General features: G+C 70.8%; 21 protein-coding genes and 1 tRNA gene. 7 read left to right on the forward strand and 15 right to left on the reverse strand.

Annotated features, from left to right (window positions below):
* Window positions 1–290, reverse strand: a 290-nt coding sequence (locus VIW71_RS00645) for a hypothetical protein (protein ID WP_331619780.1), incomplete at its 3' end; no start/stop codon positions are given.
* Complete coding sequence (locus VIW71_RS26475) at window positions 287–526, reverse strand: helix-turn-helix domain-containing protein (RefSeq protein WP_414720617.1); 240 nt, start codon at window positions 524–526, stop codon at window positions 287–289. The genes VIW71_RS26475 and VIW71_RS00645, both read right to left, overlap by 4 nt.
* Window positions 527–663: 137 nt before the next feature.
* Between VIW71_RS26475 and VIW71_RS00650 the strand changes: the two genes are divergently transcribed.
* Window positions 664–1,356: a hypothetical protein gene (locus VIW71_RS00650; protein ID WP_331619781.1), complete on the forward strand. Its 693-nt coding sequence runs from the start codon at window positions 664–666 to the stop codon at window positions 1,354–1,356.
* Window positions 1,357–1,386: 30 nt separating this feature from the next.
* A complete protein-coding gene (locus VIW71_RS00655; RefSeq protein ID WP_331619782.1) occupies window positions 1,387–2,985 on the forward strand; it encodes a tyrosine-type recombinase/integrase in 1,599 nt (532 codons plus the stop codon).
* Between the two features lie 12 nt (window positions 2,986–2,997).
* Here VIW71_RS00655 and VIW71_RS00660 read toward each other — a convergent pair.
* Window positions 2,998–3,074, reverse strand: a tRNA-Thr gene (locus VIW71_RS00660).
* Between the two features lie 193 nt (window positions 3,075–3,267).
* Between VIW71_RS00660 and VIW71_RS00665 the strand changes: the two genes are divergently transcribed.
* The 3 genes from VIW71_RS00665 (at window position 3,268) to VIW71_RS00675 (ending at window position 5,809) form a co-directional block, all read left to right on the forward strand.
* On the forward strand, window positions 3,268–4,392 hold the full coding sequence (locus VIW71_RS00665; protein WP_331619783.1) for an ABC transporter ATP-binding protein: 1,125 nt from the start codon (window positions 3,268–3,270) through the stop codon (window positions 4,390–4,392).
* Window positions 4,393–4,615: 223 nt separating this feature from the next.
* Complete coding sequence (locus VIW71_RS00670) at window positions 4,616–5,032, forward strand: hypothetical protein (protein ID WP_331619784.1); 417 nt, start codon at window positions 4,616–4,618, stop codon at window positions 5,030–5,032.
* An 18-nt stretch (window positions 5,033–5,050) separates the two neighbouring features.
* Window positions 5,051–5,809: a nucleotidyltransferase family protein gene (locus VIW71_RS00675; RefSeq protein ID WP_331619786.1), complete on the forward strand. Its 759-nt coding sequence runs from the start codon at window positions 5,051–5,053 to the stop codon at window positions 5,807–5,809.
* A 178-nt stretch (window positions 5,810–5,987) separates the two neighbouring features.
* Here VIW71_RS00675 and VIW71_RS00680 read toward each other — a convergent pair whose 3' ends face one another.
* From VIW71_RS00680 to VIW71_RS00710, 7 genes are all read right to left on the reverse strand, one after another.
* Window positions 5,988–7,661 (reverse strand): DoxX family protein, encoded by a 1,674-nt coding sequence (locus tag VIW71_RS00680; protein ID WP_331619811.1) that lies wholly within the window; start codon window positions 7,659–7,661, stop codon window positions 5,988–5,990.
* A gap of 107 nt (window positions 7,662–7,768) precedes the next feature.
* Window positions 7,769–8,731, reverse strand: coding sequence for a 23S rRNA (guanosine(2251)-2'-O)-methyltransferase RlmB (gene rlmB / locus VIW71_RS00685; RefSeq protein WP_331619787.1), 963 nt, complete (start codon window positions 8,729–8,731; stop codon window positions 7,769–7,771).
* A 301-nt stretch (window positions 8,732–9,032) separates the two neighbouring features.
* A complete protein-coding gene (gene cysS, locus VIW71_RS00690; RefSeq protein ID WP_331619789.1) occupies window positions 9,033–10,427 on the reverse strand; it encodes a cysteine--tRNA ligase in 1,395 nt (464 codons plus the stop codon).
* Between the two features lie 105 nt (window positions 10,428–10,532).
* Entirely contained in the window at window positions 10,533–10,922 is a 390-nt protein-coding gene (locus tag VIW71_RS00695; RefSeq protein ID WP_331619790.1) for a PPOX class F420-dependent oxidoreductase, read from the reverse strand.
* 147 nt (window positions 10,923–11,069) lie between these two features.
* Entirely contained in the window at window positions 11,070–11,618 is a 549-nt protein-coding gene (gene ispF, locus VIW71_RS00700) for a 2-C-methyl-D-erythritol 2,4-cyclodiphosphate synthase (protein ID WP_331619792.1), read from the reverse strand.
* Entirely contained in the window at window positions 11,608–12,339 is a 732-nt protein-coding gene (ispD, locus tag VIW71_RS00705) for a 2-C-methyl-D-erythritol 4-phosphate cytidylyltransferase (RefSeq protein WP_331619812.1), read from the reverse strand. The genes ispF and ispD overlap by 11 nt, the downstream gene beginning before the upstream one ends.
* Window positions 12,340–12,603: 264 nt before the next feature.
* Complete coding sequence (locus VIW71_RS00710; protein WP_033174074.1) at window positions 12,604–13,086, reverse strand: CarD family transcriptional regulator; 483 nt, start codon at window positions 13,084–13,086, stop codon at window positions 12,604–12,606.
* Between the two features lie 483 nt (window positions 13,087–13,569).
* Here VIW71_RS00710 and VIW71_RS00715 point away from each other — a divergent pair, with 483 nt between their 5' ends.
* Window positions 13,570–14,184, forward strand: a complete 615-nt coding sequence (locus VIW71_RS00715) for a DUF461 domain-containing protein (RefSeq protein ID WP_331619794.1) — start codon at window positions 13,570–13,572, stop codon at window positions 14,182–14,184.
* A gap of 146 nt (window positions 14,185–14,330) precedes the next feature.
* On the opposite strand, the gene VIW71_RS00720 is transcribed toward VIW71_RS00715, so the two are convergent.
* Together VIW71_RS00720 and VIW71_RS00725 are read right to left on the reverse strand one after the other, a co-directional pair.
* The gene (locus VIW71_RS00720; protein WP_202235241.1) at window positions 14,331–15,011 is read right to left on the reverse strand and encodes a response regulator transcription factor; all 681 of its coding nucleotides are present in this window, start codon (window positions 15,009–15,011) and stop codon (window positions 14,331–14,333) included.
* Window positions 15,008–16,339, reverse strand: coding sequence for a sensor histidine kinase (locus VIW71_RS00725; protein WP_331619796.1), 1,332 nt, complete (start codon window positions 16,337–16,339; stop codon window positions 15,008–15,010). The genes VIW71_RS00720 and VIW71_RS00725 overlap by 4 nt, the downstream gene beginning before the upstream one ends.
* Before the next feature lie 182 nt (window positions 16,340–16,521).
* Between VIW71_RS00725 and phoU the strand changes: the two genes are divergently transcribed.
* Window positions 16,522–17,196 carry a phosphate signaling complex protein PhoU gene (gene phoU / locus VIW71_RS00730; RefSeq protein ID WP_331619797.1) on the forward strand — a complete coding sequence of 225 codons (675 nt, stop codon included), beginning with the start codon at window positions 16,522–16,524 and terminating at the stop codon, window positions 17,194–17,196.
* Window positions 17,197–17,604: 408 nt separating this feature from the next.
* Here phoU and VIW71_RS00735 read toward each other — a convergent pair whose 3' ends face one another.
* The 3 genes from VIW71_RS00735 to mshA all read right to left on the reverse strand — a co-directional run bounded on the left by VIW71_RS00735 (window position 17,605) and on the right by mshA (window position 20,428).
* Window positions 17,605–18,366, reverse strand: coding sequence for a phosphoglyceromutase (locus VIW71_RS00735; RefSeq protein ID WP_331619798.1), 762 nt, complete (start codon window positions 18,364–18,366; stop codon window positions 17,605–17,607).
* Between the two features lie 144 nt (window positions 18,367–18,510).
* On the reverse strand, window positions 18,511–19,098 hold the full coding sequence (locus tag VIW71_RS00740) for a YbjN domain-containing protein (protein WP_331619799.1): 588 nt from the start codon (window positions 19,096–19,098) through the stop codon (window positions 18,511–18,513).
* Window positions 19,091–20,428: a D-inositol-3-phosphate glycosyltransferase gene (mshA, locus tag VIW71_RS00745; protein WP_414720618.1), complete on the reverse strand. Its 1,338-nt coding sequence runs from the start codon at window positions 20,426–20,428 to the stop codon at window positions 19,091–19,093. The genes VIW71_RS00740 and mshA overlap by 8 nt, the downstream gene beginning before the upstream one ends.
* Between the last annotated feature and the right edge of the window lie 126 nt (window positions 20,429–20,554).

Consider the following 20,554-nt stretch of genomic DNA (forward strand, 5'->3'; position numbering starts at 1 on the left):
CCGGGGGCGTTGTCGTTTTCCTCGGGCAGGAGCCGGAGGAGGCGTTGAAGGTCGACGGTCCGGCACACGCGGCGGCGGCCGAGCCGGATGACCTCGATCGGCAAGCGGTTCTGCGCAGCGAGCTGATAGGTCGTGCTTTCAGCCAGCCCGAGGGCTTTGCCGACGCAGAGCCCTTCGCGGGACCACAGGGGGACCACAGCGGGCTGGTTGGGGTCGATGATCTCGGCGATCCTCGACGCGTTGCGGTGGACGGCATCGGTGGTGGCCTGTACTGCTTCGGCGGCCGTCACGCCGACTCCCTGATCCGCTTACGGAGCGAGTCGACAAGGTCGGCGTAGCGGAGGGCGCGGTCACCGCGAGGCAGACGTTTTCCCTGCTCCCACCGCCAAAGAGTGGACTGGTCGACGCCGCAAGCGGCTGCCAGCTCGCTGATCGAGAGACGCGCAGCGACTCGCAACTCGCGCGTTTCTCCAGTGGAGATGGCCGCACGGAGCTGGACGAGACGCAAAGCGTGGGCTTTGGTCATGACGGGAACCCTACCCGTCACCTTGCCATTCCGCCACCCATCACCTTGCAGTAACTCTGCCAGTAGCTACCCGCGATCAGGTGGTTCCAACATGTGCTCGGCTTGCCGAACCTTTGCCACGACGACATGATGGGCACATGGTTGAGACTCCGACACTCCCTGACGGCTGGGTCCTGAACGTCCTCGCCGGCTGGCCTATGGATCAGTTCGTTCACTGGCCCGCGCTCGAACGAGCGGGAAATGTCCTGCTGCCAGAGTCATTCACCGGAGTTGCGCATCCCGACGATCAGAGCGACGTCGTCTTCCTCTGTTTCCGGACCCATGAGGGTGAAGTGCAGCTGACGACGGTCATGTCGTCGCGCAGTGATGTCCCAACGGCTCTCGACCGGATGCGCCGAGCTGCGCCCATGGACACCTGGAAGCGCCTGTGCATCATCGGCATGGCTCGCTTCCTGGCGACGGTTGACCCCGACGAGCTCGCCAAGGAGAGCGCAGAGAACGGCTGGGGTGATCTGCGCAGCAGTTGGGACGAGGCCGCGCGTACCTGGCAAAGTCAGCTGAAGGGATTTGGCCGACTCAACGCCGAGCGCGCCGAGTCGACTTCTATCCACCGCCGACGGCGGAACCGCATTACGCGCGAGCACCTGGAAAAGGTGGCCGAGGCGTATCGGAAGGCGGACGCAGATGGAGCGCCGCCCACCCGGGCCGTACAGCAAGTTTTCGCGACAACCCATTCCACGGCCGCCAAGTGGGTTGCGCAGGCGCGCAAAGAAGGAATTCTGGGCCCTGCTCCAGGATCTCGCGGTGGCGAAATTAGCAAGGAATCATAGGGGCGTTCGGACCATCTGAAAGGCACTTGCATGAAGGGTTCCACTTACCGCCGCTGCTACTGCCGCGGCGAGGACGGCAAGCCGCTGGGCAAGACGTGCTCGCAGCTCACCAGCAGACGGCACGGCGTGTACGCCGTCCGACAGGAACTGCCCCCGCGAGAGGACGGCGGCCGGCGCTCGTTCAGCCGCTCCGGGTACGAGTCCGCGAAGAAGGCCCAGGAGGCGCTGGACGCCGTGCGCGCCCTGCTCGCCCTGCCGGACGGTGACGACACCGAGGCGCAGGTGAAGATCGGGGACTTGCTGGAGGCCGTCTCCAAGGACAAGAACGCGCCCCTGCCCGACCTCGCAGAGACCCGGCGGCGACTGGTCCACGGGCAGAAGCTGACATCCACGATGACGGTGGGCGACCTGCTCGACGAGTGGCTTGAGGCCAAACGGAAGTCGAAGCGGGCCACCACTGTGAACAACTACGAGTCGCGCGTGGAGTACCACCTTCGTCACGCGCTGGGACACCACCGCCTCGACCGGTTGAACGTCGGGCACTGCCAGGCGTACTTCGACACGATCGACGACGCCAACGACGTGATACGGGCAGAGAACGCCGCGCGCCGTGAGCAGGAGGCGCGGGCGACGTGGGGGAAGCGGTCCCGGCCGCCGGCCGCCGAGCGGGCCCGCCTGGACGCCGAGCGCGCCAAACTCGCCGAGATGAAGCCCTACCGGCGCATCACCGGGCCAGCCACGAAGCTGGAGATCCGTAACACGCTCCGGACCGCGCTGAACTTCGCGATCCGGCGGCAGTACATCACCTTCAACCCGGCCGCTTACGTCGAGCTGGAGACCGTGCGGCGCCCGAAGGGGATGCTGTGGACGGCGGAGCGCGTGGCGCGCTGGCAGGCGGCCGGCGAGAAGCCGAGCCGTGTGATGGTGTGGACGCCCGCCCAGCTCGGCGCGTTCCTCGACGCGGCTGAGAGCCACCGCCTGTACGCCATCTTCCACGTGATCGCACACCACGGGCTGCGGCGCGGTGAGGCGGTCGGCCTGGACTGGGCGAACGTCAACTATGCAGGCCGCGCCATAGGCGTGGCCAAGGAGATCGTCCGCGACAGGTGGACGCCCATCGAGACCGACCCGAAGACGGACGGCTCGGCGGCCGAAGTGAAGGTCGACAAGGAGACGGTGGCGGTACTACAGGCGCACCGAGAGCGGCAGTTGGCCGAGCGCGCCCGGCGCGAGGCGGACCGGCTGCCGTGGACGGACACGGGCAAGGTGTTCGTCCAGGAAGACGGGACGTGGCTGCACCCGGACTCGGTATCGGACGTCTTCCAGGACGTCCGCGAGGCGGCCGGGCTGCCGCCGATCAACCTGCGGGACCTGAGACACGGTGCAGCGGCGCTGGTGAAGGCCGGCGGCGGAGACCTGCACGACGCGAAGAAGAAGCTGCGGCACTCCACGATCGTGCTGACCTCGAACACCTACATGGAGCTGTTCGAGGAATACGAGGAGGAGCTGACCGAGCGCGCGGCAGCGGCAGTGCCCCGGGCCAGGAAGGCAGCCGAGGACACTTCCGCTCACGCACCGCTCACGCAGGAGCCGGAAGACGGCGAGCCTGCCGGACCGGAAGCGGCCTGATCAGGCTGTTCGTGGAGCCCCCTGTCGGGTTCGAACCGACGACCTACGCTTTACAAGAGCGTCGCTCTGGCCAGCTGAGCTAAGGAGGCGCGCGTGTAAGTGTAGCGGGCGGGGTTCCCGGGGTGCGGGCGAAAAACCGGTGGGCGGGAGCTGGTGACAAGGATGCCGTCGCGGGGGTAGCGTCGCCGGGAAGTCCGCGCGGTGCGGACTGGACCAATTGGTCGACTTCCTTTACTCGGATCGTCCGGCACGTTCCTGCCGGTGAAGGGACTGCGCACAGTCATGGCTACTGTCACGTTCGACAAGGCGACCCGGATCTACCCGGGCGGCGAGAAGCCCGCGGTGGACGGGCTCGACATCCAGGTCGGGGACGGCGAGTTCCTGGTCCTGGTCGGGCCGTCGGGATGCGGCAAGTCCACCTCGCTGCGGATGCTCGCGGGGCTGGAGGACGTCAACGGCGGCGCCATCCGGATCGGGGAGCGTGACGTCACGCACCTGCCGCCCAAGGACCGGGACATCGCGATGGTGTTCCAGAACTACGCGCTCTACCCGCACATGACCGTCGCGGACAACATGGGCTTCGCCCTGAAGATCGCCGGCGTCAACAAGGCGGAGATCCGCAAGCGTGTCGAGGAGGCCGCCAAGATCCTCGACCTCAGCGAGTACCTGGGCCGTAAGCCCAAGGCGCTCTCCGGTGGTCAGCGGCAGCGCGTCGCGATGGGCCGCGCGATCGTCCGCGAGCCGCAGGTCTTCCTCATGGACGAGCCGCTGTCGAACCTGGACGCCAAGCTGCGTGTGCAGACCCGTACCCAGATCGCCAGCCTCCAGCGCCGCCTCGGCGTCACCACCGTCTACGTCACCCACGACCAGGTCGAGGCCATGACCATGGGCGACCGCGTGGCGGTGCTCAAGGACGGCCTCCTCCAGCAGGTCGACAGCCCGCGGAACATGTACGACCGCCCGGCCAACCTCTTCGTCGCGGGCTTCATCGGCTCCCCGGCGATGAACCTGGTCGAGGTCCCGATCATCGACGGCGGCGTGAAGTTCGGCAACGCGGTCGTGAACGTCGAGCGCGAAGCGGTGCGGGCCGCCGCCGACAAGGGCGACCGCACGGTCACCGTCGGGGTCCGCCCCGAGCACTTCGACATCGTCAACGGCGAGAGCAGCGGCAACGCGCTGTCCAAGGACGCCCCCGCGGGCCTGGCCGTCACCGTCAACGTGGTCGAGGAGCTGGGCGCGGACGGTTACGTGTACGGTTCCGCCGAGGTCGGCGGCGAGCACAAGGACCTGGTCATCCGGGTCGGCGGCCGGGCGATCCCGGAGAAGGGCTCGGTCCTGCACGTCATCCCGCGGGCCGGCGAGACCCACGTCTTCGCCACGTCCTCCGGCGAGCGCCTGAGCGACTGACCGCGCGAGGACACCTGATCGCTGCGAGCGGGCGGCGGACCGGCACGGACCGGTTCGCCGCCCGCCGTGCGTACGGGTCCGTACCCGGTGTCGCCACATACCCACGCATACCTGGCCCTTTCGAGCGCGTACGTCAATCCGCGCCACCCTCATCGGCGACTTCACTCCCTCGTCAGGGTGACTGATTGTCGCCACATCATCACCAGTCGCTACCATCCGATGCGTGATCCAGGTAGCACGCCGTCTCGGCAAGACATTCGCGCTCGTTCTTCCGGTCGTTCTCGTCCTGTCGGGAACGCTCGCCGTCACCCGCGTCCCATGGGCGGCCTCGTCCTCGGAGGCGCAGATCCTCACCGCCTCCGCGAGGAGCAAGGCGGAGGTGGCCGCCGCCGCGCCCCAGGAGGCGCTCCGCCACCGACTGCTGGCCGAACTCCAGGAGAAGGACCCGGGCGTCGCCCTGACCGACCTCCAGGTCGCCATGGTCCGGCACCCGTCGCTCGCCCGCTACTGCGCGTCCATCGCCCGCTCGCTCGGCCGCGCCGCGGTCGCCAAGTACGACGGTGCGACGCAGCGAGCCCAGGCGTGGTCACGGCCGGTGTGCGACACGGCGTTCGCGACCGGCGTCGCCTCGATGGGCTGATCCCATAGGGTGCGCTCCATGACGCGCGCCGACCGCCCCGACCCGCCCGCCGATGTCTCCCCCGTCACGCAGGCCGTCCTGCTGGCCGGTGGGCAGGGCACACGCCTGCGGCCGTACACCGACGACCGGCCCAAGCCGATGGTCGAGATCCCCGGCACCGGGACGCCGATCATCGGCCATCAGCTCGCCTGGCTGGCCGCCGAGGGTGTCACCGACGCCGTGGTCTCCTGCGGGCACCTCGCCGAGGTGCTCCAGGAGTGGCTGGACGCCACGCCGCTGCCGCTGACCGTCACCACGGTCGTCGAAGTCGAGCCGCTCGGCCGCGGCGGCGGCCTGAAGTACGCCGCCGCCTCGCTCCCCCGCCAGAACGAACCCTGGTACGCCACCAACGGCGACATCTGGACCCGCTTCTCGCTGCGTGACATGGCCTCCTTCCACGAGGAGCGGGACGCCACCGCCACGTTGGCACTGGCCCGCCCGCGTATCCCGTGGGGCGCGGTGGAGACCAACGAGTTCGGGCAGGTGCTGGACTTCATCGAGGCACCGCCCTCACCGTTCCTCATCAACGCAGGCGTGTACGTCTTCACGCCCGAATTCACCGCGCTGCTGCCGGACTTGGGCGACCACGAGCGCACCACCTTCCCCCGCCTGGCCCGCGAGCGCCGCCTGGCCGGCTACCCGATCCCGCAGGGCGCCTACTGGCGGGCGATCGACACCGCGAAGGACCTCAGCGAGGCCGCGAAGGAACTGGGCGCGCGCGCGGCGCACTCGGCGTAGGGCGTACGCACCCGTACATCGCGCTCACCGTAAGGCGTACAGGAGCCCGTCCGCTGCGCGCGCCGACCTGGTACGCGCAACGGCGGCGGCCCGTACCGGTGAGGGATCGGTACGGGCCGCCGCGGTCCTGCGAGGACAGGGGTGCGGTTCCTCCGGGGACCAGGGAGCAGGGCACGCCCTACGCGCTGCTCCTCGCCCCGCCCGGGCCGCTTCGGCCCGGCTCCATGCCCAGCAGGAGGCCCGTCGGCGAGTGACTGCCGAGCAGTCCGCCGATCGCGCCCTGGCTGGGCCTGGCCGACGGCTGCGGCGGGGCGGCGGGCGCCTGGCCGGTCGGCCCGGCCGGAGATCGCGGCGCCTGCGAGGTGCCGTCGGAGCCGGGACCGGACCCCGTACCGGAGGAGCCGTACGGCGAACCCGTACCCGTACCCGAGCCGGTGCCGGACTGCGCACCCGAGCCGCCGGACGTGGCCCGCGTGGTCGCGCCCGCGCCGCTCGTCGTCTCGGTGTACCCCGGCGTCGTCGTCGGAGCCTGCGTCACCGCGTTCCGGTGCGCCTTCTTCCTGGTTTTCACGGACTGCGAGGGCTCGGGGGCGGAACCGGACGGGGAGCCGCCGGTCAGGGGCGGAAGGGGGGAGCCCGGCAGGCTGTTGCTCGGCACCACGTACGGATCGCCGGGCCGGCCGCGGTCGGGGCCGGTGGTGGCCCGCACCGCCGCGCCGAGCACCGAACCGACCAGCAGCGTCAGGCCGATGATGACGGTGGCCAGTGCGGTGCCGCGGCGCAGCACCCGGCGCCGCAGGTCCCACACGCCGACCCGCGGGCCGAGCCGCCGCCAGGCGTCGCCGGCCAGGTGGCCGTCGATCGAGTAGACCGGAGCGCCGGCGATGATCAGCGGGCTCCAGGCGGCCAGGTAGATGAAGTCCGGGGCGTCGTAGACCGGTACGGTCCGCCAGCTCACGGTGACCAGCAGCGCGACCGACAGGCCCGCGCCGAGGACGGCGGCGACCCGCTGCCACAGGCCGAAGACGGTCAGCACGCCGACCACGATCTGGAGGAAGGCGATGCTCAGGCCCGCGCCCACCGGGTGGTTCAGCGCCGAGTCGCGCAGTGGCTCGGCGAGCGCCCAGGGGTGCAGTGAGGAGAGCCAGGTGACCATCGAGCCGCGTTCGCCGCCGTCGAAGTAGACGCGGTCGCAGAGCTTGCCCATGCCGGCATAGACACAGACGAAGCCGAGGAAGATCCGCAGTGGCAGGAGCACGATGCCGAGGTTCATCCGGCGGTGCGGGTACCAGGCGTGCCGCACCTGGTCCGCGCGGCGGCCGCGCGGCCGTCGTCCGGTCGCCTCCTCGTCCTCCCCGATGTAGCCGACGCGCGGCTCGTCGTCGCCCGCGTCGTCCGCCGGATCGTACGCACCGCGCGCCGGGCGTACGCCGCTGAGCAGCCCGGTCGGCTCCCCCGCGGTCCGCGGCCCGACGACCGTGGGGACGGCGGGCGGCAGTACGGTCGTCTCGTCGATCCGCGGCAGCAGCTGGGTGGCGGCGCCCGCCCCGGCGTTGCGCACCGCCTGCGACAGCTCACCGGCCAGGGGGTCGCCGGGCTCGGCGCGCCCGGACCACACCACGGGCGCCAGCTTCCGGCGGCCGGCCGGAGCACCGGTGGGGCCGGAGCTCCGCGGTACGACGGGAATCCGCGCCGTGTCGGTGAGCGGGTCGAGCGGGCCGTGGGAGCCGTCGGAGCCGAACGAGCCGTGGGTGCCGAGGCCGAGGGCATGCGCCGAGTTCGCGCCGAGCTGCACCCGGAAGCTCGCGTGATTGACGATGACCTGGGCGGGATCGCTCGGCACCCGCGGCATGGTCAGCACACGCTCGTCGAATCCGGGCGCTCCTCCCCCCGTAGGAGTGCGGGGTGTTCTGGTGTCCACACTCATCTAACCGAGTGACACCCGATTAGGACACTGCGTTACCTCGCGCGGCGCCGCGACGCCTCGTAGAGCACCACGCCGGCGGCCACGCCCGCGTTCAGCGACTCGGCGCCGCCGCCCGGCATCGGAATGCGCACCAGCAGGTCACAGGTCTCGCCGACCAGCCGGGACAGGCCCTTGCCCTCGCTGCCCGCGACGATCACCACCGGACCCGCGAGCGCTTCCAGATCCTGCAACTCGACGTCCCCGTCGGCCGCCAGCCCGACGACGAGCAGCCCGGCTTTCTGGTAGGCCTCCAGGGTGCGGGTGAGGTTGGTCGCGCGGGCCACCGGCACCCGCGCGGCGGTCCCCGCCGACGTCTTCCAGGCACCCGCCGTCATCCCGGCGGCGCGCCGCTCGGGCACCACCACGCCGTGACCGCCGAAGGCCGCGACCGAGCGGACGACCGCGCCGAGGTTGCGCGGGTCGGTCACCCCGTCCAGGGCGACGATCAGCGGGTCCTCGCCCTGATCGGCGGCGTCGGCGGCCAGGTCGTCGGGGTGCGCGTACTCGTACGGCGGGATCTGGAGCACCAGGCCCTGGTGGTTCAGCCCGGCGGTGAGCCGGTCCAGTTCGGGCCGGGGGGCCTCCAGCAGCGGCACACCGCGGTCGGTGGCCAGTGTCAGCGCCTCGCGCACCCGGTCGTCGTTGTCGATGAACTGCTGTACGTACACCGCCGTCGCCGGGATGTCCGCGCGCAGTGCCTCGACCACCGGGTTGCGGCCGACGACCAGTTCCGAGGTGGACTTGGCGCCGCGTCCGGAGGGGCGGCGGGACTGCGCGGAGACCGCGCGCTTGGCCTGGGCGGTGGCGATGCGGTTCTTCTTGTGGCCCTTGCGCATCTCCGCGGGCGGGGTGGGGCCCTTGCCCTCAAGGGCCTTGCGCCGCTGCCCGCCGCTGCCGACCGTAGCACCCTTCTTGTTGGACGTACGGCGGTTCCTGCGCTGGCTGTTGCCGGCCATGGGGCACTCTCACTCTTCTTCGGTCGAGTTCGGTCGAGCTCAACAAACGTCTGTGGCGCGCGGGTTCGGCGCTGGTCGGCGGCGCGGGGTCAGCCGCAGCGCTTCTCGGCCGGATTCCGCCTCGACTCCGCTCCGGGCGGACGCCGCTCCCTCGTTCCCCGGTCGCGACCTTCACCCTGCGCTGCATCTCGGCTTCATCCAACGCAGCGTACGTGGTCGGATTCCGCCTCGACTCCGCTCCGGGCGGACGCCGCTCCCTCGTTCCTCGGTCGCGACCTCCACCCCGCGCTGTATCTCGGCTTCATCCTCGGAGGGTCCACCGGGAGCCGGTGGGCGTGTCCTCGATCTCCAGGCCCGCCTGGACGAGCTGGTCGCGGATCGCGTCGGCCGTCCCGTAGTCCTTGCGGGCCCGGGCGGACTGCCGCTGCTCCAGGACCAGTCGGACCAGCGAGTCCACCACGCCGTGCAAGTCGTCGCCGCGGCCCTCGCCCGCCCAGTGCTCGTCCAGGGGGTCGAGGCCCAGCACTCCGAGCATCGCACGCACCTCGGCGAGCCGCGCGACCGCGGTCTCCTTGTCGTCCGCGGTGAGCGCGCTGTTGCCCTGCCGGACCGTGGTGTGCACCACGGCGAGCGCCTGCGGGACGCTCAGGTCGTCGTCCATCGCCTCGGCGAACGCGGGCGGCACCTCGGCGGCCGGCGCGACCACCTTGCCGGCCTTCTCTGTGACCCGCTGCACGAAGCCCTCGATCCGCGCGAACGCGGCCTCGGCCTCACGCAGCGCCTCCTCGCTGTACTCGATCATCGACCGGTAGTGCGGGGTGCCCAGGTAGTAGCGCAGCACGATGGGACGCCAGCGCTGGACCATGTCGGAGACGAGCACCGAGTTGTCGAGCGACTTGCTCATCTTCTCGCCGCTCATGGTGACCCAGGCGTTGTGCACCCAGTAGCGGGCGAACCGGTCGCCGTACGCCTTGGCCTGGGCGATCTCGTTCTCGTGGTGGGGGAAGATCAGGTCGATGCCGCCGCCGTGGATGTCGAAGACGCCGCCCAGGTACTTGTGGGCCATCGCGGAGCACTCCAGGTGCCAGCCGGGACGGCCGCGTCCCCAGGGCGTGTCCCAGGACGGCTCGCCGGGCTTGGCCGCCTTCCACATGGCGAAGTCGCGCTGGTCGCGCTTGCCGGTCTCGCCCTCGCCCTCGGGCTGGCGGAGGTTGTCCAACTCCTGGTTGGACAGCTCCAGATAGCCGTCGTACGAGCGCACGTCGAAGTACACGTTGCCGTCGGCGACATAGGCGTGCCCGCGCTCGATCAGCCCCTGCATCATCTCGATCATCTCCGGCACATGACCGGTCGCACGCGGCTCGTACGTGGGGGGTTGGCAGCCCAGCACGTCGTAACCGGTGGTGAAGGCGCGCTCGTTCTCGTAGCCGATGGACCACCAGGGGCGGTCCTGGTCGGCGGCCTTCCTGATGATCTTGTCGTCGATGTCGGTGACGTTGCGGACGAAGGTGACCCGATAGCCGCGGTAGCGGAACCACCGCTGGAGGATGTCGAAGTTGAGCCCCGACCTGATGTGCCCGATGTGCGGGGCCGCCTGCACCGTGGCGCCGCACAGGTAGATCGAGACGCGCCCCGCCGTGAGCGGGACGAAGTCACGGACCTGGCGCGCGTTGGTGTCATACAGGCGAATAGTCACGCCTTCAAGGGTAGTGGCCCGAAGCGTGTGCCCCGCGCGGTCTGGCACAGAGCACACACAACGGTGACATTCGCCGCGGCGGGCAGGCCGTGACCAGCCGCTGCCTCAGCTGCGCTCGACGATGTGCTCCGCCGAGACGCGGACCACGATCCGTATGTCACCGGGCTCGTCGTAGTCGTACGGCTTCCCGGTGTACTTCACGCCGAGGGTGTCGATCAGTTCGGCCGCCCCCTCGTGGCCGATGGTGGCGGTGCCGCGGATCTCCAGGTAGGCGTAGGGGTTGGCGGCGGAGTGGACGAGCAGGGTCACGCGCGGGTCCCGTACCAGGTTCTTGTGCTTCTGGCGGCCTTCGAGCGTGGAGAAGAGGACCTCGTCGCCCTCGCGGGTGACCCACACCAGGGACTGCTGCGGGCGGCCGTCGGGCTGGATCGTGGCGACGGTGGCGACGTTCGCGCCGTCGATCAGCGCGCGGGCCTGGTCGGAGAGAGCGGGCATGACAGTGCCTTTCGAGCGTACGGCGTCACGTGCCGCGGGGTCGGACCTCGACGCCGCACCGCGTGACGTATCGGCGGGTGCTGTTCCGATCACGCAACGTACGGCGACCCCCACAGCATTCCGCGACCCGCCCGGACCGCCGCGAGTTCACCCGTCCGGGCGAGTGCGCACCACCAGCGCGGTGGCGATCGCCGCCAGCCCCTCGCCGCGGCCGGTGAAGCCCAGCCCGTCGGTGGTGGCCGCGCTGACCGCGACCGGCGCGCCGACCGCGGCGGACAGCACCTGCTGGGCCTCGTCCCGCCGCTTGCCGATCTTGGGGCGCTGCCCGACGACCTGCACGGCGACGTTGCCGATCGCGTACCCCGCCGCGCGGACGATCCTGGCCGCCTCGGTGAGCAACGTCACGCCGGAGGCTCCGGTCCACTCGGGGCGCCCGGTGCCGAAGTGCGCGCCGAGGTCGCCGAGGCCGGCGGCGGAGAACAGCGCGTTGCAGGCGGCGTGCGCGACCACGTCGGCGTCGGAGTGCCCGGCGAGCCCGGGGCCCTCGCCCTCCCAGCGCAGGCCCGCGCACCACAGTTCGCGGCCCTCCTCGAAGGCATGGATGTCGGTGCCGATGCCGACCTGCGGCAGTGCGCCCGCGAGCGGGACGGCCTCGGGGGCGGTCTCGGGGACGGTCTCGGGCGGCTCAGTACCCATCGGTCGCCCGCCGCCTGGCCAGGACCGCCTCCGCGAGGATCAGGTCGAGCGGGCGAGTCACCTTGAACGCCTCCTCGTGGCCCGGCACGACCATCACCGGCACCCCGAGGTGTTCGACCATGCTCGCGTCGTCGGTCACCCCATGGGTGACCGTGGCGTGCGCCTTGGCCAGGGTGGCCCGGTCGAAGCCCTGCGGGGTCTGCACGGCCCGCAGCAGGGCGCGGCTCGGGGTGCCGGTGACCACGCCGGTGTCCGGGTCGACGCTCTTGACCGTGTCGGCGAGCGGCACGGCCGGTACGACGGCGGGCGCGCCGTCGCGCACCGCGTCGACCACGCCGTCGACCGTCTCGACCGGGACCAGCGGGCGGGCCGCGTCGTGGACGAGCACCACATCGACGTCGTCGGGCAGCGCGGCCAGGCCGAGCCGGACCGACTCCTGCCGGACCTCACCGCCGGGCACGACCTTTATGTCGGTGTTCTCGGGCAGGCCGTGGGCATCGAGCAACGCCCTGACCTGGGCGGTCTCCTCCGGAGGCGCCACCACGACGATCACCTGGACGGCGCGGGCACGAGCCATCGCGCGGACGGCATGGACCAGAATCGGTACCCCGCCGAGGGTGCGCAGCGCCTTGGGCGCGCCGGGGCCAAGCCGGACGCCACGTCCGGCGGCGGGAATGACGGCTGCGGTACGCAGGTTTGTGTCCTTGTATGAGATGGGTATCGCTTGGAGGTACCCCCGGCCGGAGGCTGGGGGTGGGTGCCAGAGCACGACGTTCCTCCGGGCCCCTTCCGTGAAGCCGGGGAAACGCGTGAACAAGCATGCCGCAGCACCCGGCCGTCGTGCTCAACCGGGTGCCGCGGCAGGGTTTGCGTCTACGTGAGTCGGTACATCACGGGGGCGTGTTTCGGGGTTCCCCCCGACGGACCCAGGGGGTGGGGGCACGCCGTCCAGGCACGCGACACGAGAACGTCCGCAGGGACGGTCTTACGACGCGAGGACCTCGTCGAGCAGCGCCTCGGCCTTGTCCTCGTTGGTGTTCTCCGCCAACGCGAGTTCGCTGACCAGGATCTGCCGGGCCTTGGCGAGCATCCGCTTCTCGCCGGCCGACAGGCCGCGCTCGCGCTCCCGGCGCCACAGGTCACGCACGACCTCCGCGACCTTGATGACATCACCGGACGCGAGCTTCTCCAGATTTGCCTTGTACCGGCGGGACCAGTTGGTGGGCTCCTCGGTGTACGGCGCGCGCAGCACCTCGAAGACCCGGTCCAGACCCTCCTGACCGACCACGTCGCGTACGCCGACGAACTCCGCGTTGTCCGCGGGCACGCGTACCGTCAAGTCGCCCTGGGCGACCTTGAGCACCAAGTAGGTCTTGTCCACGCCTTTGATCTGGCGAATTTCGATGGCCTCGATCAGCGCGGCCCCGTGATGGGGATAGACCACGGTGTCGCCAACCTTGAACGTCATGTGACAGGTACCCCTTCCGTGGCTATCCAGAGTAACACGGGAACGCCCTCATCTGAATGGCGTTTTCGCAGGTCAGGGCATATCTCGGGGCTTGACAAGCGCCCCCGGAACGTGCTGGAGGGTGCCCCGTCGGGGAGGAATTCGCAGGTCGGAGCAGGTATACGGCGGGGTCGAAACACGGTCGTTACTGGCCGGGAAGCCTCTGAACAGGCGAGATTACGTCCGGGTTTGTCCCTCCCGGACGGGTGGAACCTCGCTACTCCGTTCGGCCGCCGGCTCGTTGAAGATCGAATTTTGCACAGTCATGGAAAACGGATCGCTCCCGATCACGACCTGCCCCGCTAACGGGTGGCGGTAAACGCGATGCGGCGGCCAAGCCGTGGCCGGGCGGTAATGGCGGGGCCGGTGCACGCAGTCCGGGGCGGCTCGGTAATCTAAGGCCGTAGAAGATCTTCCACACCTGCCCAAGGAGATGCCGCCGCCGTGGTCCGCAGCTTCCGTCGCGGCGCCCTCGCCGCCGTCCTCGCGCTCTCGCTCGCCCCCCTCGCCGCCTGCGCCGCCGGGAACAGCGCGGAGACGCTGGAGATCAGCCCGGACAGCCCTTCCGTCACCGTCGGCGACATCCAGGTGCAGAACGCCTTCGTGCTCACCCAGCCGAACGGCCCGGCCAGCGTCTCGGCCCGGCTGTTCAACAACGGCGCCACCGACCAGACCCTCCAGTCGGTCCAGCTCGCCGGCTCGATGAACGCGTCGCTGTCCGGCGCGGACGGCGGCCAGACGGTGACCGTGCCGGCGCAGGGCTCCGTGCTGCTCGGCGGCAAGGGCAACCCCGCCGCCACGATCAGCTCCGGCAGCGAGGCGCTGCGCGACGGTGACGTACAGAAGGCGGTCTTCGTCTTCAGCTCCACCGGACCGGTCGCGCTGCTGATCAACGTGACCCCCGCCACCGGCTACTTCGAGCCGTACGGCCCCACGTCCGTTCCGCCCACGGCGGCTCCGACGGCGCCCGCCACGGTTCCGGCGACTCCGAGCGCGACGGCGCCGACCGACACGGCTCCCGCGACCGCCCCGGCGACGGCCACCGCCGCGTCCCAGTAGCAGTCGCGCGGTGGACCGCAAGCACTGCGCACCACCAGCGGTACGTGAAAGGGGTCCGGCACCGGCCGGACCCCTTTCCCTGTCAGCCCTCCCGTGGCGGAGGAATCGGTTCTGCGTACCGGAGGACCGGAGGACCCGGTGGCGGCCTACGGCTCGAACTTGTAGCCGAGGCCTCGTACCGTCACCAGGTAGCGCGGGGCGCCCGGGTCAGGCTCGATCTTCGCGCGCAGGCGCTTGACGTGGACGTCGAGGGTCTTGGTGTCGCCCACGTAGTCCGCGCCCCACACCCGGTCGATGAGCTGCATGCGGGTCAGCACGCGGCCGGCGTTGCGCAGCAGCATTTCCAGCAGGTCGAACTCCTTGAGCGGCAGGTCCACCTTGCCGCCGCCGACCGTGACGACGTGCCGGTCCACGTCCATCCGGACCGGGCCGGCCTCCAGTGCCGCCGGGGAGACCTCCTCCGGCTCGCCGCGGCGACGCAGCACCGCGCGGATGCGGGCCACCAGCTCCCGCGAGGAGAACGGCTTGGTCACGTAGTCGTCGGCCCCTATCTCCAGGCCGACGACCTTGTCGATCTCGCTGTCCTTGGCGGTCACCATGATCACCGGGACGTTCGACTTGAGCCGCAACTGGCGGCAGACCTCCGTGCCGGGCAGCCCCGGCAGCATCAGATCGAGAAGTACCAGGTCGGCGCCGTTGCGTTCGAACTCGTCCAAGGCGTCGGGCCCGGTCGCGGAGATGGCGACTTCGAAGCCCTCCTTACGGAGCATGTACGACAGCGCGTCGCTGAAGGACTCTTCGTCCTCGACGACGAGTACGCGGGTCACGGAAGGACCTCCGGGGCAGGGATGTGTTCGGGGAGGGTCTGGAAAAGCTGGTCGTCCGACGGCTCGTAGGCCGGGTCGGCATACGCTTCGGCCTCGGGGTCGGTGCCGGGCGGAAGTGCGCGGTAGCGGGCGATCCCGGCCTCGGGAAGCCGCAGGGTGAAGGTGGAGCCCTGTCCCTCGGCGCTCCACACCGTGACCTCCCCGCCGTGCGAGGCGGCCACGTGTTTCACGATGGACAGGCCGAGCCCGGTGCCACCGGTGGCCCGCGAGCGCGCCGGGTCCACCCGGTAGAAGCGCTCGAAGATCCGGTCGCGGTCCTTCTCGGAGATGCCGATGCCCTGGTCCGTCACGGCGATCTCGATGAGATCCCCGCCGCCGGAGCCGGCCGGGCCCGTGGCCCGGGAGGCGCCGCCGGGTGCGGCGATCCGGCGTCCGGCGATCCCGACCCTCGTCCTGGCCGGGCTGTAGTTGACGGCGTTCTCGACCAGGTTGCCCAGGGCCGCGGCGAGCTGGCCACGGTTTCCCCAGATGAACAGGTCGGGGTTGGATCCGGTGGCCATGGTGATCTGCTTGGTGTTGGCCCGGTGGCGGCAGCGGTCCACGGCCTCGGCGACCAGGTCGTCCACGGCCACCGGCTCGGCGTCGTCCAGCGAATCGTCGTCCTGGACCCGGGAGAGGTCGATGATCTCCTGGACCAGGCTGGTCAGCCGGGTGGCCTCGACCTGCATCCGCCCGGCGAACCGGTTGACCGCCTCGGGGTCGTCGGCCGCGTCCATCACGGCCTCGGACAGCAGCGAGAGCGCGCCGACCGGGGTCTTCAGTTCGTGGCTGACATTGGCCACGAAGTCACGGCGTACCGCTTCGATCCGCCGGGCCTCGGTCAGGTCCTCGACCAGCAGCAGCACCAACCGGGAGCCGAGCGGGGCGACCCGGGCGGAGACGGCCAGGCCCTCGCCGCGACCGGCGCCGCGGCGCGGCAGGTCCAGTTCCACCTGCCGTATCTCGCCGTCCCGCCGGGTTTCACGGGCCATCTGGAGCATCTGGTCGACGGCCAGCCGACCGCCTCGTACCAGCCCCAGCGCATACGCCGCCGAGCTGGCCTTGACCACCGTGTCGCCCTCGTCCAGGACGACCGCCGAGGAGCGGAGTACGGACAGTACGGTGTCCACGCCCGGCGGCAGTCCGGCTGTCATGCCGTCGGGCCGCAGCGCGGTACGGGTCGGGCGGGCCTGTTCCCGCTCGCTCCAGCGGAACGCCAGCACGGCGATCACACCGGTCAGCAGACCGGCCATCGCGCTGGCGGCGGCGACTGCCGCGTTCACGTCCATGGCACCAGGTTAGGTGGACCGTTCACGCACTCCACACCCCTCACAGAGAGCTCTCGGATGTACGTTGCCAAGAGTTCACCTTCACGTGGGGGCCGATTCACTCCCGGTGCGCGACGGGTACGCGTACGCCCACCAGCGTGGCAGCGTGGAGGAGAAGCCTCTGTACACAGGGAAGGAACGCGATGCGGGACGCATACCACGAGGAGCTCGACTCGGTCGGTGACGGACTGGTCGAGATGGCGCGGCTTGTCGGCTCCGCTATCGGCCGGGCCACCACCGCACTGCTGGACGCGGACCTGAACGTCGCGGAGAGCGTGATCGCGGCGGACGAGAAGGTGGACGACCTCCAGCGCGAGCTGGAGAACCGGGCGATCACACTCCTGGCCCGGCAGCAGCCGGTCGCCACGGACCTGCGGATCGTGGTCACGAGCCTGCGGATGAGCGCGGACCTGGAGCGTTCCGGCGACCTCGCCCGCCACGTCGCCAAGCTCGCCCGGCTCCGCTTCCCGGAGTCCGCCGTCCCACGCGACCTGCACAGCACGATACTGGAGATGGGTCAGCTCGCCCAGCGCCTGATGGCCAAGGCGGCGGAGGTCATCGTCACCAAGGACGTCGACGACGCGCTCCAGCTCGAAGCGGACGACGACCGGATGGACGAACTCCACCGCACCCTTTTCCAGCACCTGCTGGACGACCGCTGGAAGCACGGCATCGAGACGGCGGTCGACGTCACCCTCGTCGGCCGCTACTACGAGCGTTTCGCCGACCACGCGGTCTCGGTCGCCAAGCGCGTGGTGTACCTGGTCACCGGCGAGCACGCGGACGAACTGACGCCGACACCGGTGGAAGGGGTGTGACTACGGGGGCGTGCGTCACCGGCGCGCGACGGCACGCCCCGCGGGTGTTGTGCCCTTGTGCGCCGTTGATGCGCCCGATCGCAACGCGCTTCACTGGCCGGTAGGCAAGTGAAGAGGAGAGGGTGTACTGATGCCGGAATACCCCACGCCACCGCCCGCGAGCGACCAGCCCGCACCCCGCACCGCCCCCCTGCGCGCCCCGCTCCCGCTGCTGGCCGCCTGCGGCTGCGGCTCGGGCTGCGGCTGCGGCTGCCAGTCCGGCGGCCCCTGCCAGTGCAGCGGCTGTACCCACTAGCCTTCCCACGACAGACCGAGGCCCCCGGTCGGCGGACATCACCGCACCCCGGGGGCCTCGTCGTACCAGCGGGTCCCGCGACCCGGCGGCCGGCGGGACCGAATGCCCGCCGGCTACTTCTTCTTGCCCTGGTTCTTGACCGCCTCGATCGCCGCCGCGGCGGCCTCGGGGTCGAGGTAGGTGCCGCCCGGGACGACGGGGCGGAAGTCGGTGTCGAGGTCGTAGGCGAGGGGAATGCCGGTGGGGATGTTGACGCCGGCGATGTCCGCGTCGGAGACGCCGTCGAGGTGCTTGACGAGGGCGCGCAGCGAGTTGCCGTGGGCGGCGACCAGGACGGTGCGGCCGGTCAGCAGGTCGGGGACGATGTCGTCGTACCAGTACGGCAGCATCCGGTTGACCACGTCCTTGAGGCACTCGGTGCGGGGGCGCAGCTCCGGCGGGATCGTGGCGTAGCGCGGGTCGTTGGCCTGGGAGAACTCGGAGTCGTCGGGGAGGGGCGGCGGCGGGGTGTCGTACGAGCGGCGCCAGAGCATGAACTGCTCCTCGCCGAACTCGGCGAGCGTCTGCGCCTTGTCCTTGCCCTGGAGGGCGCCGTAGTGCCGCTCGTTCAGCCGCCAGGAGCGGCGCACCGGAATCCAGTGCCGGTCGGCGGCCTCCAGCGCGAGCTGGGCGGTGCGGATCGCTCGCTTCTGCAGCGAGGTGTGCACCACGTCGGGAAGCAGGTCGGCGTCCTTCAGCAGCTCGCCGCCGCGTACCGCCTCCTTCTCGCCCTTCTCGTTGAGATTGACGTCCACCCACCCGGTGAACAGGTTCTTCGCGTTCCATTCGCTCTCGCCGTGGCGGAGGAGGATCAGCTTGTACGCAGCAGCAGCCATGCAGGGGAGCCTAACAAAACGCCGTGGCACGTCACGGGTGGCCTCCGTAATAGACGCACGGCCATAGTGGCTCTTACAGAGACGGGGGACTGTCACGCGCGGTACACGAGGTGGGCGTGGGACTCCCGCGGCGGTTCCGGTGGCTCACGCCTCCTCGCCGGTCAGGTGGGTGAACGCGTCCAGATTCCGCGTGGACTCCCCCCGCGCCGTCCGCCACGCGTACTCCTTGCGGATCGCCGAGGCGAAGCCCAGCTCCAGCAGGGTGTTGAAGGAGCCGTCCGCGTTCTCCACCACCGCGCCGAGCAGCCGGTCGACCTCCTCCGCCGAGACCGCGGCCAGCGGCAGCCGCCCGGTCAGATAGACGTCGCCGAGCCGGTCGATCGCGTAACTCACCCCGTACAGGCGGAGGTTGCGCTCCAGCAGCCAGCGGTAGAACGCCTCGTGGTTCTCGTCGGGCCGCCGGACCACGAAGGCGTTCAGCGACACGGTGTGCCGCCCGACGATCAACTGGCAGGTCGTGAAGAGCTTCCGTGTGCCGGGGAGCTGGGTGACGTAGGTCCCCGGGCGCGGCGACTCGAACGGCAGCTCGGCGTCGCGCAGCGCCTGCTCGACGACCTGCCGTGCGCCGTGCTGCGGGTCGTGCGGTGCCGCCGCGGAGGCGTGCGGGGCGTCCGCGGCAACGGGGGTTGCCTTCGCGGAAGCGTGCGGTGCGCGCGATGCGTCCTCAGCCATGGGCCGATCGTAGGTGACGCCGGTGCTCGTGCTGCGCCGCCGCGTACACCTCGGCCGTGTCCGCTGCCGCCGTGTCCCAGCCGAAGTCCCGCGCGTGCCGGGCCGCCGCCTCGCCGAGCGCGGCGCCGGTCTCCGGGCGGTCGACGAACCGCCGCAGCACCTTGGCGTAGTCGTGCGGGTCGTGACCGGGCACCAGGAACCCGGTGCGCCCATGGCTGACCGCGACCGGCAGTCCGCCGACCGCCGCCGCGATCACCGGCGTGCCGCACGCCTGCGCCTCGATGGCGACCAGGCCGAAGGACTCGCTGTACGAGGGCATGACCAGTACGGTCGCCGCCCGGTACCAGTCCGCGAGCCGCTCCTGGTCCACCGGCGGCTGGAACCGTACGACGTCCCCGACTCCGAGCCGCGCCGCCAGCTTGTGCAGCGCTTCCGGCCGGGCCAGGCCGCTGCCGCTGGGGCCGCCGACGATCGGAACGACGATCCGGTCGCGCAGCTCCGGCTCCTCGGCCAGCAGGATGGCGACCGCGCGGACCAGCACGTCGGGGGCTTTCAACGGCTGGATGCGGCCGGCGAAGAGCGGGATCACCGCGTCCTGCGGCAGACCGAGGCGGGCCCGGGCGGCTGCGCGGCCGGGCCCGGGCCGGAAGCGGTCGAGGTTGACCCCGGGGTGCACGACGGCGACCTTGCCTGGCGCCGCGTCGTAGTGCCGTACCAGCTCACCGGCCTCCTCGTCGGTGTTGGCGATCAGCCGGTCCGCGGCGGCGACGACCTGCGTCTCGCCGATCACCCGGGCGGCCGGCTCGGGGGAGTCGCCGGCGGCGAGTGCGGCGTTCTTCACCTTGGCCATGGTGTGCATGGCGTGCACCAGCGGGACGCCCCAGCGCTGGGCGGCCAGCCAGCCGACATGGCCGGAGAGCCAGTAGTGCGAGTGGACCAGGTCGTAGTGCCCGGGGCGGTGACCGGCCCACGCCTGCGTCACGCCGTGGGTGAAGGCGCAGAGCTGGGCGGGCAGATCCTCCTTGGCCAGTCCCTCGTACGGTCCGGCGGCCACGTGGCGGACGATCACACCGGGCGCCAGCTCCACGCACGGCGGGAGTGCGCCCGTGGTCGCCCGGGTGAAGATCTCCACCTCGATGTCTCGCTCGGCCAGGCGCTTGGCCAGCTCCACGATGTACACGTTCATACCGCCGGCGTCACCGGTGCCCGGCTGGTGCAGCGGTGAGGTGTGCACGCTCAGCATGGCCACCCGGCGCACCCGCCGCCCCGCGCCCCACCGCAGGTGCGGTCGGGCGCGCAACGCCCCCAGCCGGGCCGTGTACTGGGTCACCATGCGTTCCTTCCGCTGTCCGCACACCCTCTTCCGACCTCCGTCAACACCGGAATGAGCCATTCCATTTCCTGGTCCGGCACGGGGAAGCGGAACGGGGGTCTGCCGGTTGGGCGGGTGCCCGGT

Origin of the sequence: Streptomyces sp. (assembly GCF_036524955.1) — a bacterium.
GTDB lineage: Bacteria > Actinomycetota > Actinomycetes > Streptomycetales > Streptomycetaceae > Actinacidiphila.

What these genes read in the sequence shown, in the direction of transcription:
- VIW71_RS00655 (WP_331619782.1), top strand. Translation starts at nt 1,387, where the DNA reads ATGAAGGGTTCCACTTACCGCCGCTGCTACTGCCGCGGCGAGGACGGC.
- VIW71_RS00675 (WP_331619786.1), top strand. Translation starts at nt 5,051, where the DNA reads ATGACGCGCGCCGACCGCCCCGACCCGCCCGCCGATGTCTCCCCCGTC.
- VIW71_RS00735 (WP_331619798.1), bottom strand. Translation starts at nt 18,366, where the DNA reads ATGGCTGCTGCTGCGTACAAGCTGATCCTCCTCCGCCACGGCGAGAGC.
- rlmB (WP_331619787.1), bottom strand. Translation starts at nt 8,731, where the DNA reads ATGGCCGGCAACAGCCAGCGCAGGAACCGCCGTACGTCCAACAAGAAG.
- VIW71_RS00665 (WP_331619783.1), top strand. Translation starts at nt 3,268, where the DNA reads ATGGCTACTGTCACGTTCGACAAGGCGACCCGGATCTACCCGGGCGGC.
- VIW71_RS00710 (WP_033174074.1), bottom strand. Translation starts at nt 13,086, where the DNA reads ATGACGTTCAAGGTTGGCGACACCGTGGTCTATCCCCATCACGGGGCC.
- VIW71_RS00650 (WP_331619781.1), top strand. Translation starts at nt 664, where the DNA reads ATGGTTGAGACTCCGACACTCCCTGACGGCTGGGTCCTGAACGTCCTC.
- VIW71_RS26475 (WP_414720617.1), bottom strand. Translation starts at nt 526, where the DNA reads ATGACCAAAGCCCACGCTTTGCGTCTCGTCCAGCTCCGTGCGGCCATC.
- VIW71_RS00725 (WP_331619796.1), bottom strand. Translation starts at nt 16,339, where the DNA reads ATGGACGTGAACGCGGCAGTCGCCGCCGCCAGCGCGATGGCCGGTCTG.
- VIW71_RS00680 (WP_331619811.1), bottom strand. Translation starts at nt 7,661, where the DNA reads ATGCCGCGGGTGCCGAGCGATCCCGCCCAGGTCATCGTCAATCACGCG.
- VIW71_RS00695 (WP_331619790.1), bottom strand. Translation starts at nt 10,922, where the DNA reads ATGCCCGCTCTCTCCGACCAGGCCCGCGCGCTGATCGACGGCGCGAAC.
- VIW71_RS00740 (WP_331619799.1), bottom strand. Translation starts at nt 19,098, where the DNA reads ATGGCTGAGGACGCATCGCGCGCACCGCACGCTTCCGCGAAGGCAACC.
- phoU (WP_331619797.1), top strand. Translation starts at nt 16,522, where the DNA reads ATGCGGGACGCATACCACGAGGAGCTCGACTCGGTCGGTGACGGACTG.
- ispF (WP_331619792.1), bottom strand. Translation starts at nt 11,618, where the DNA reads ATGGGTACTGAGCCGCCCGAGACCGTCCCCGAGACCGCCCCCGAGGCC.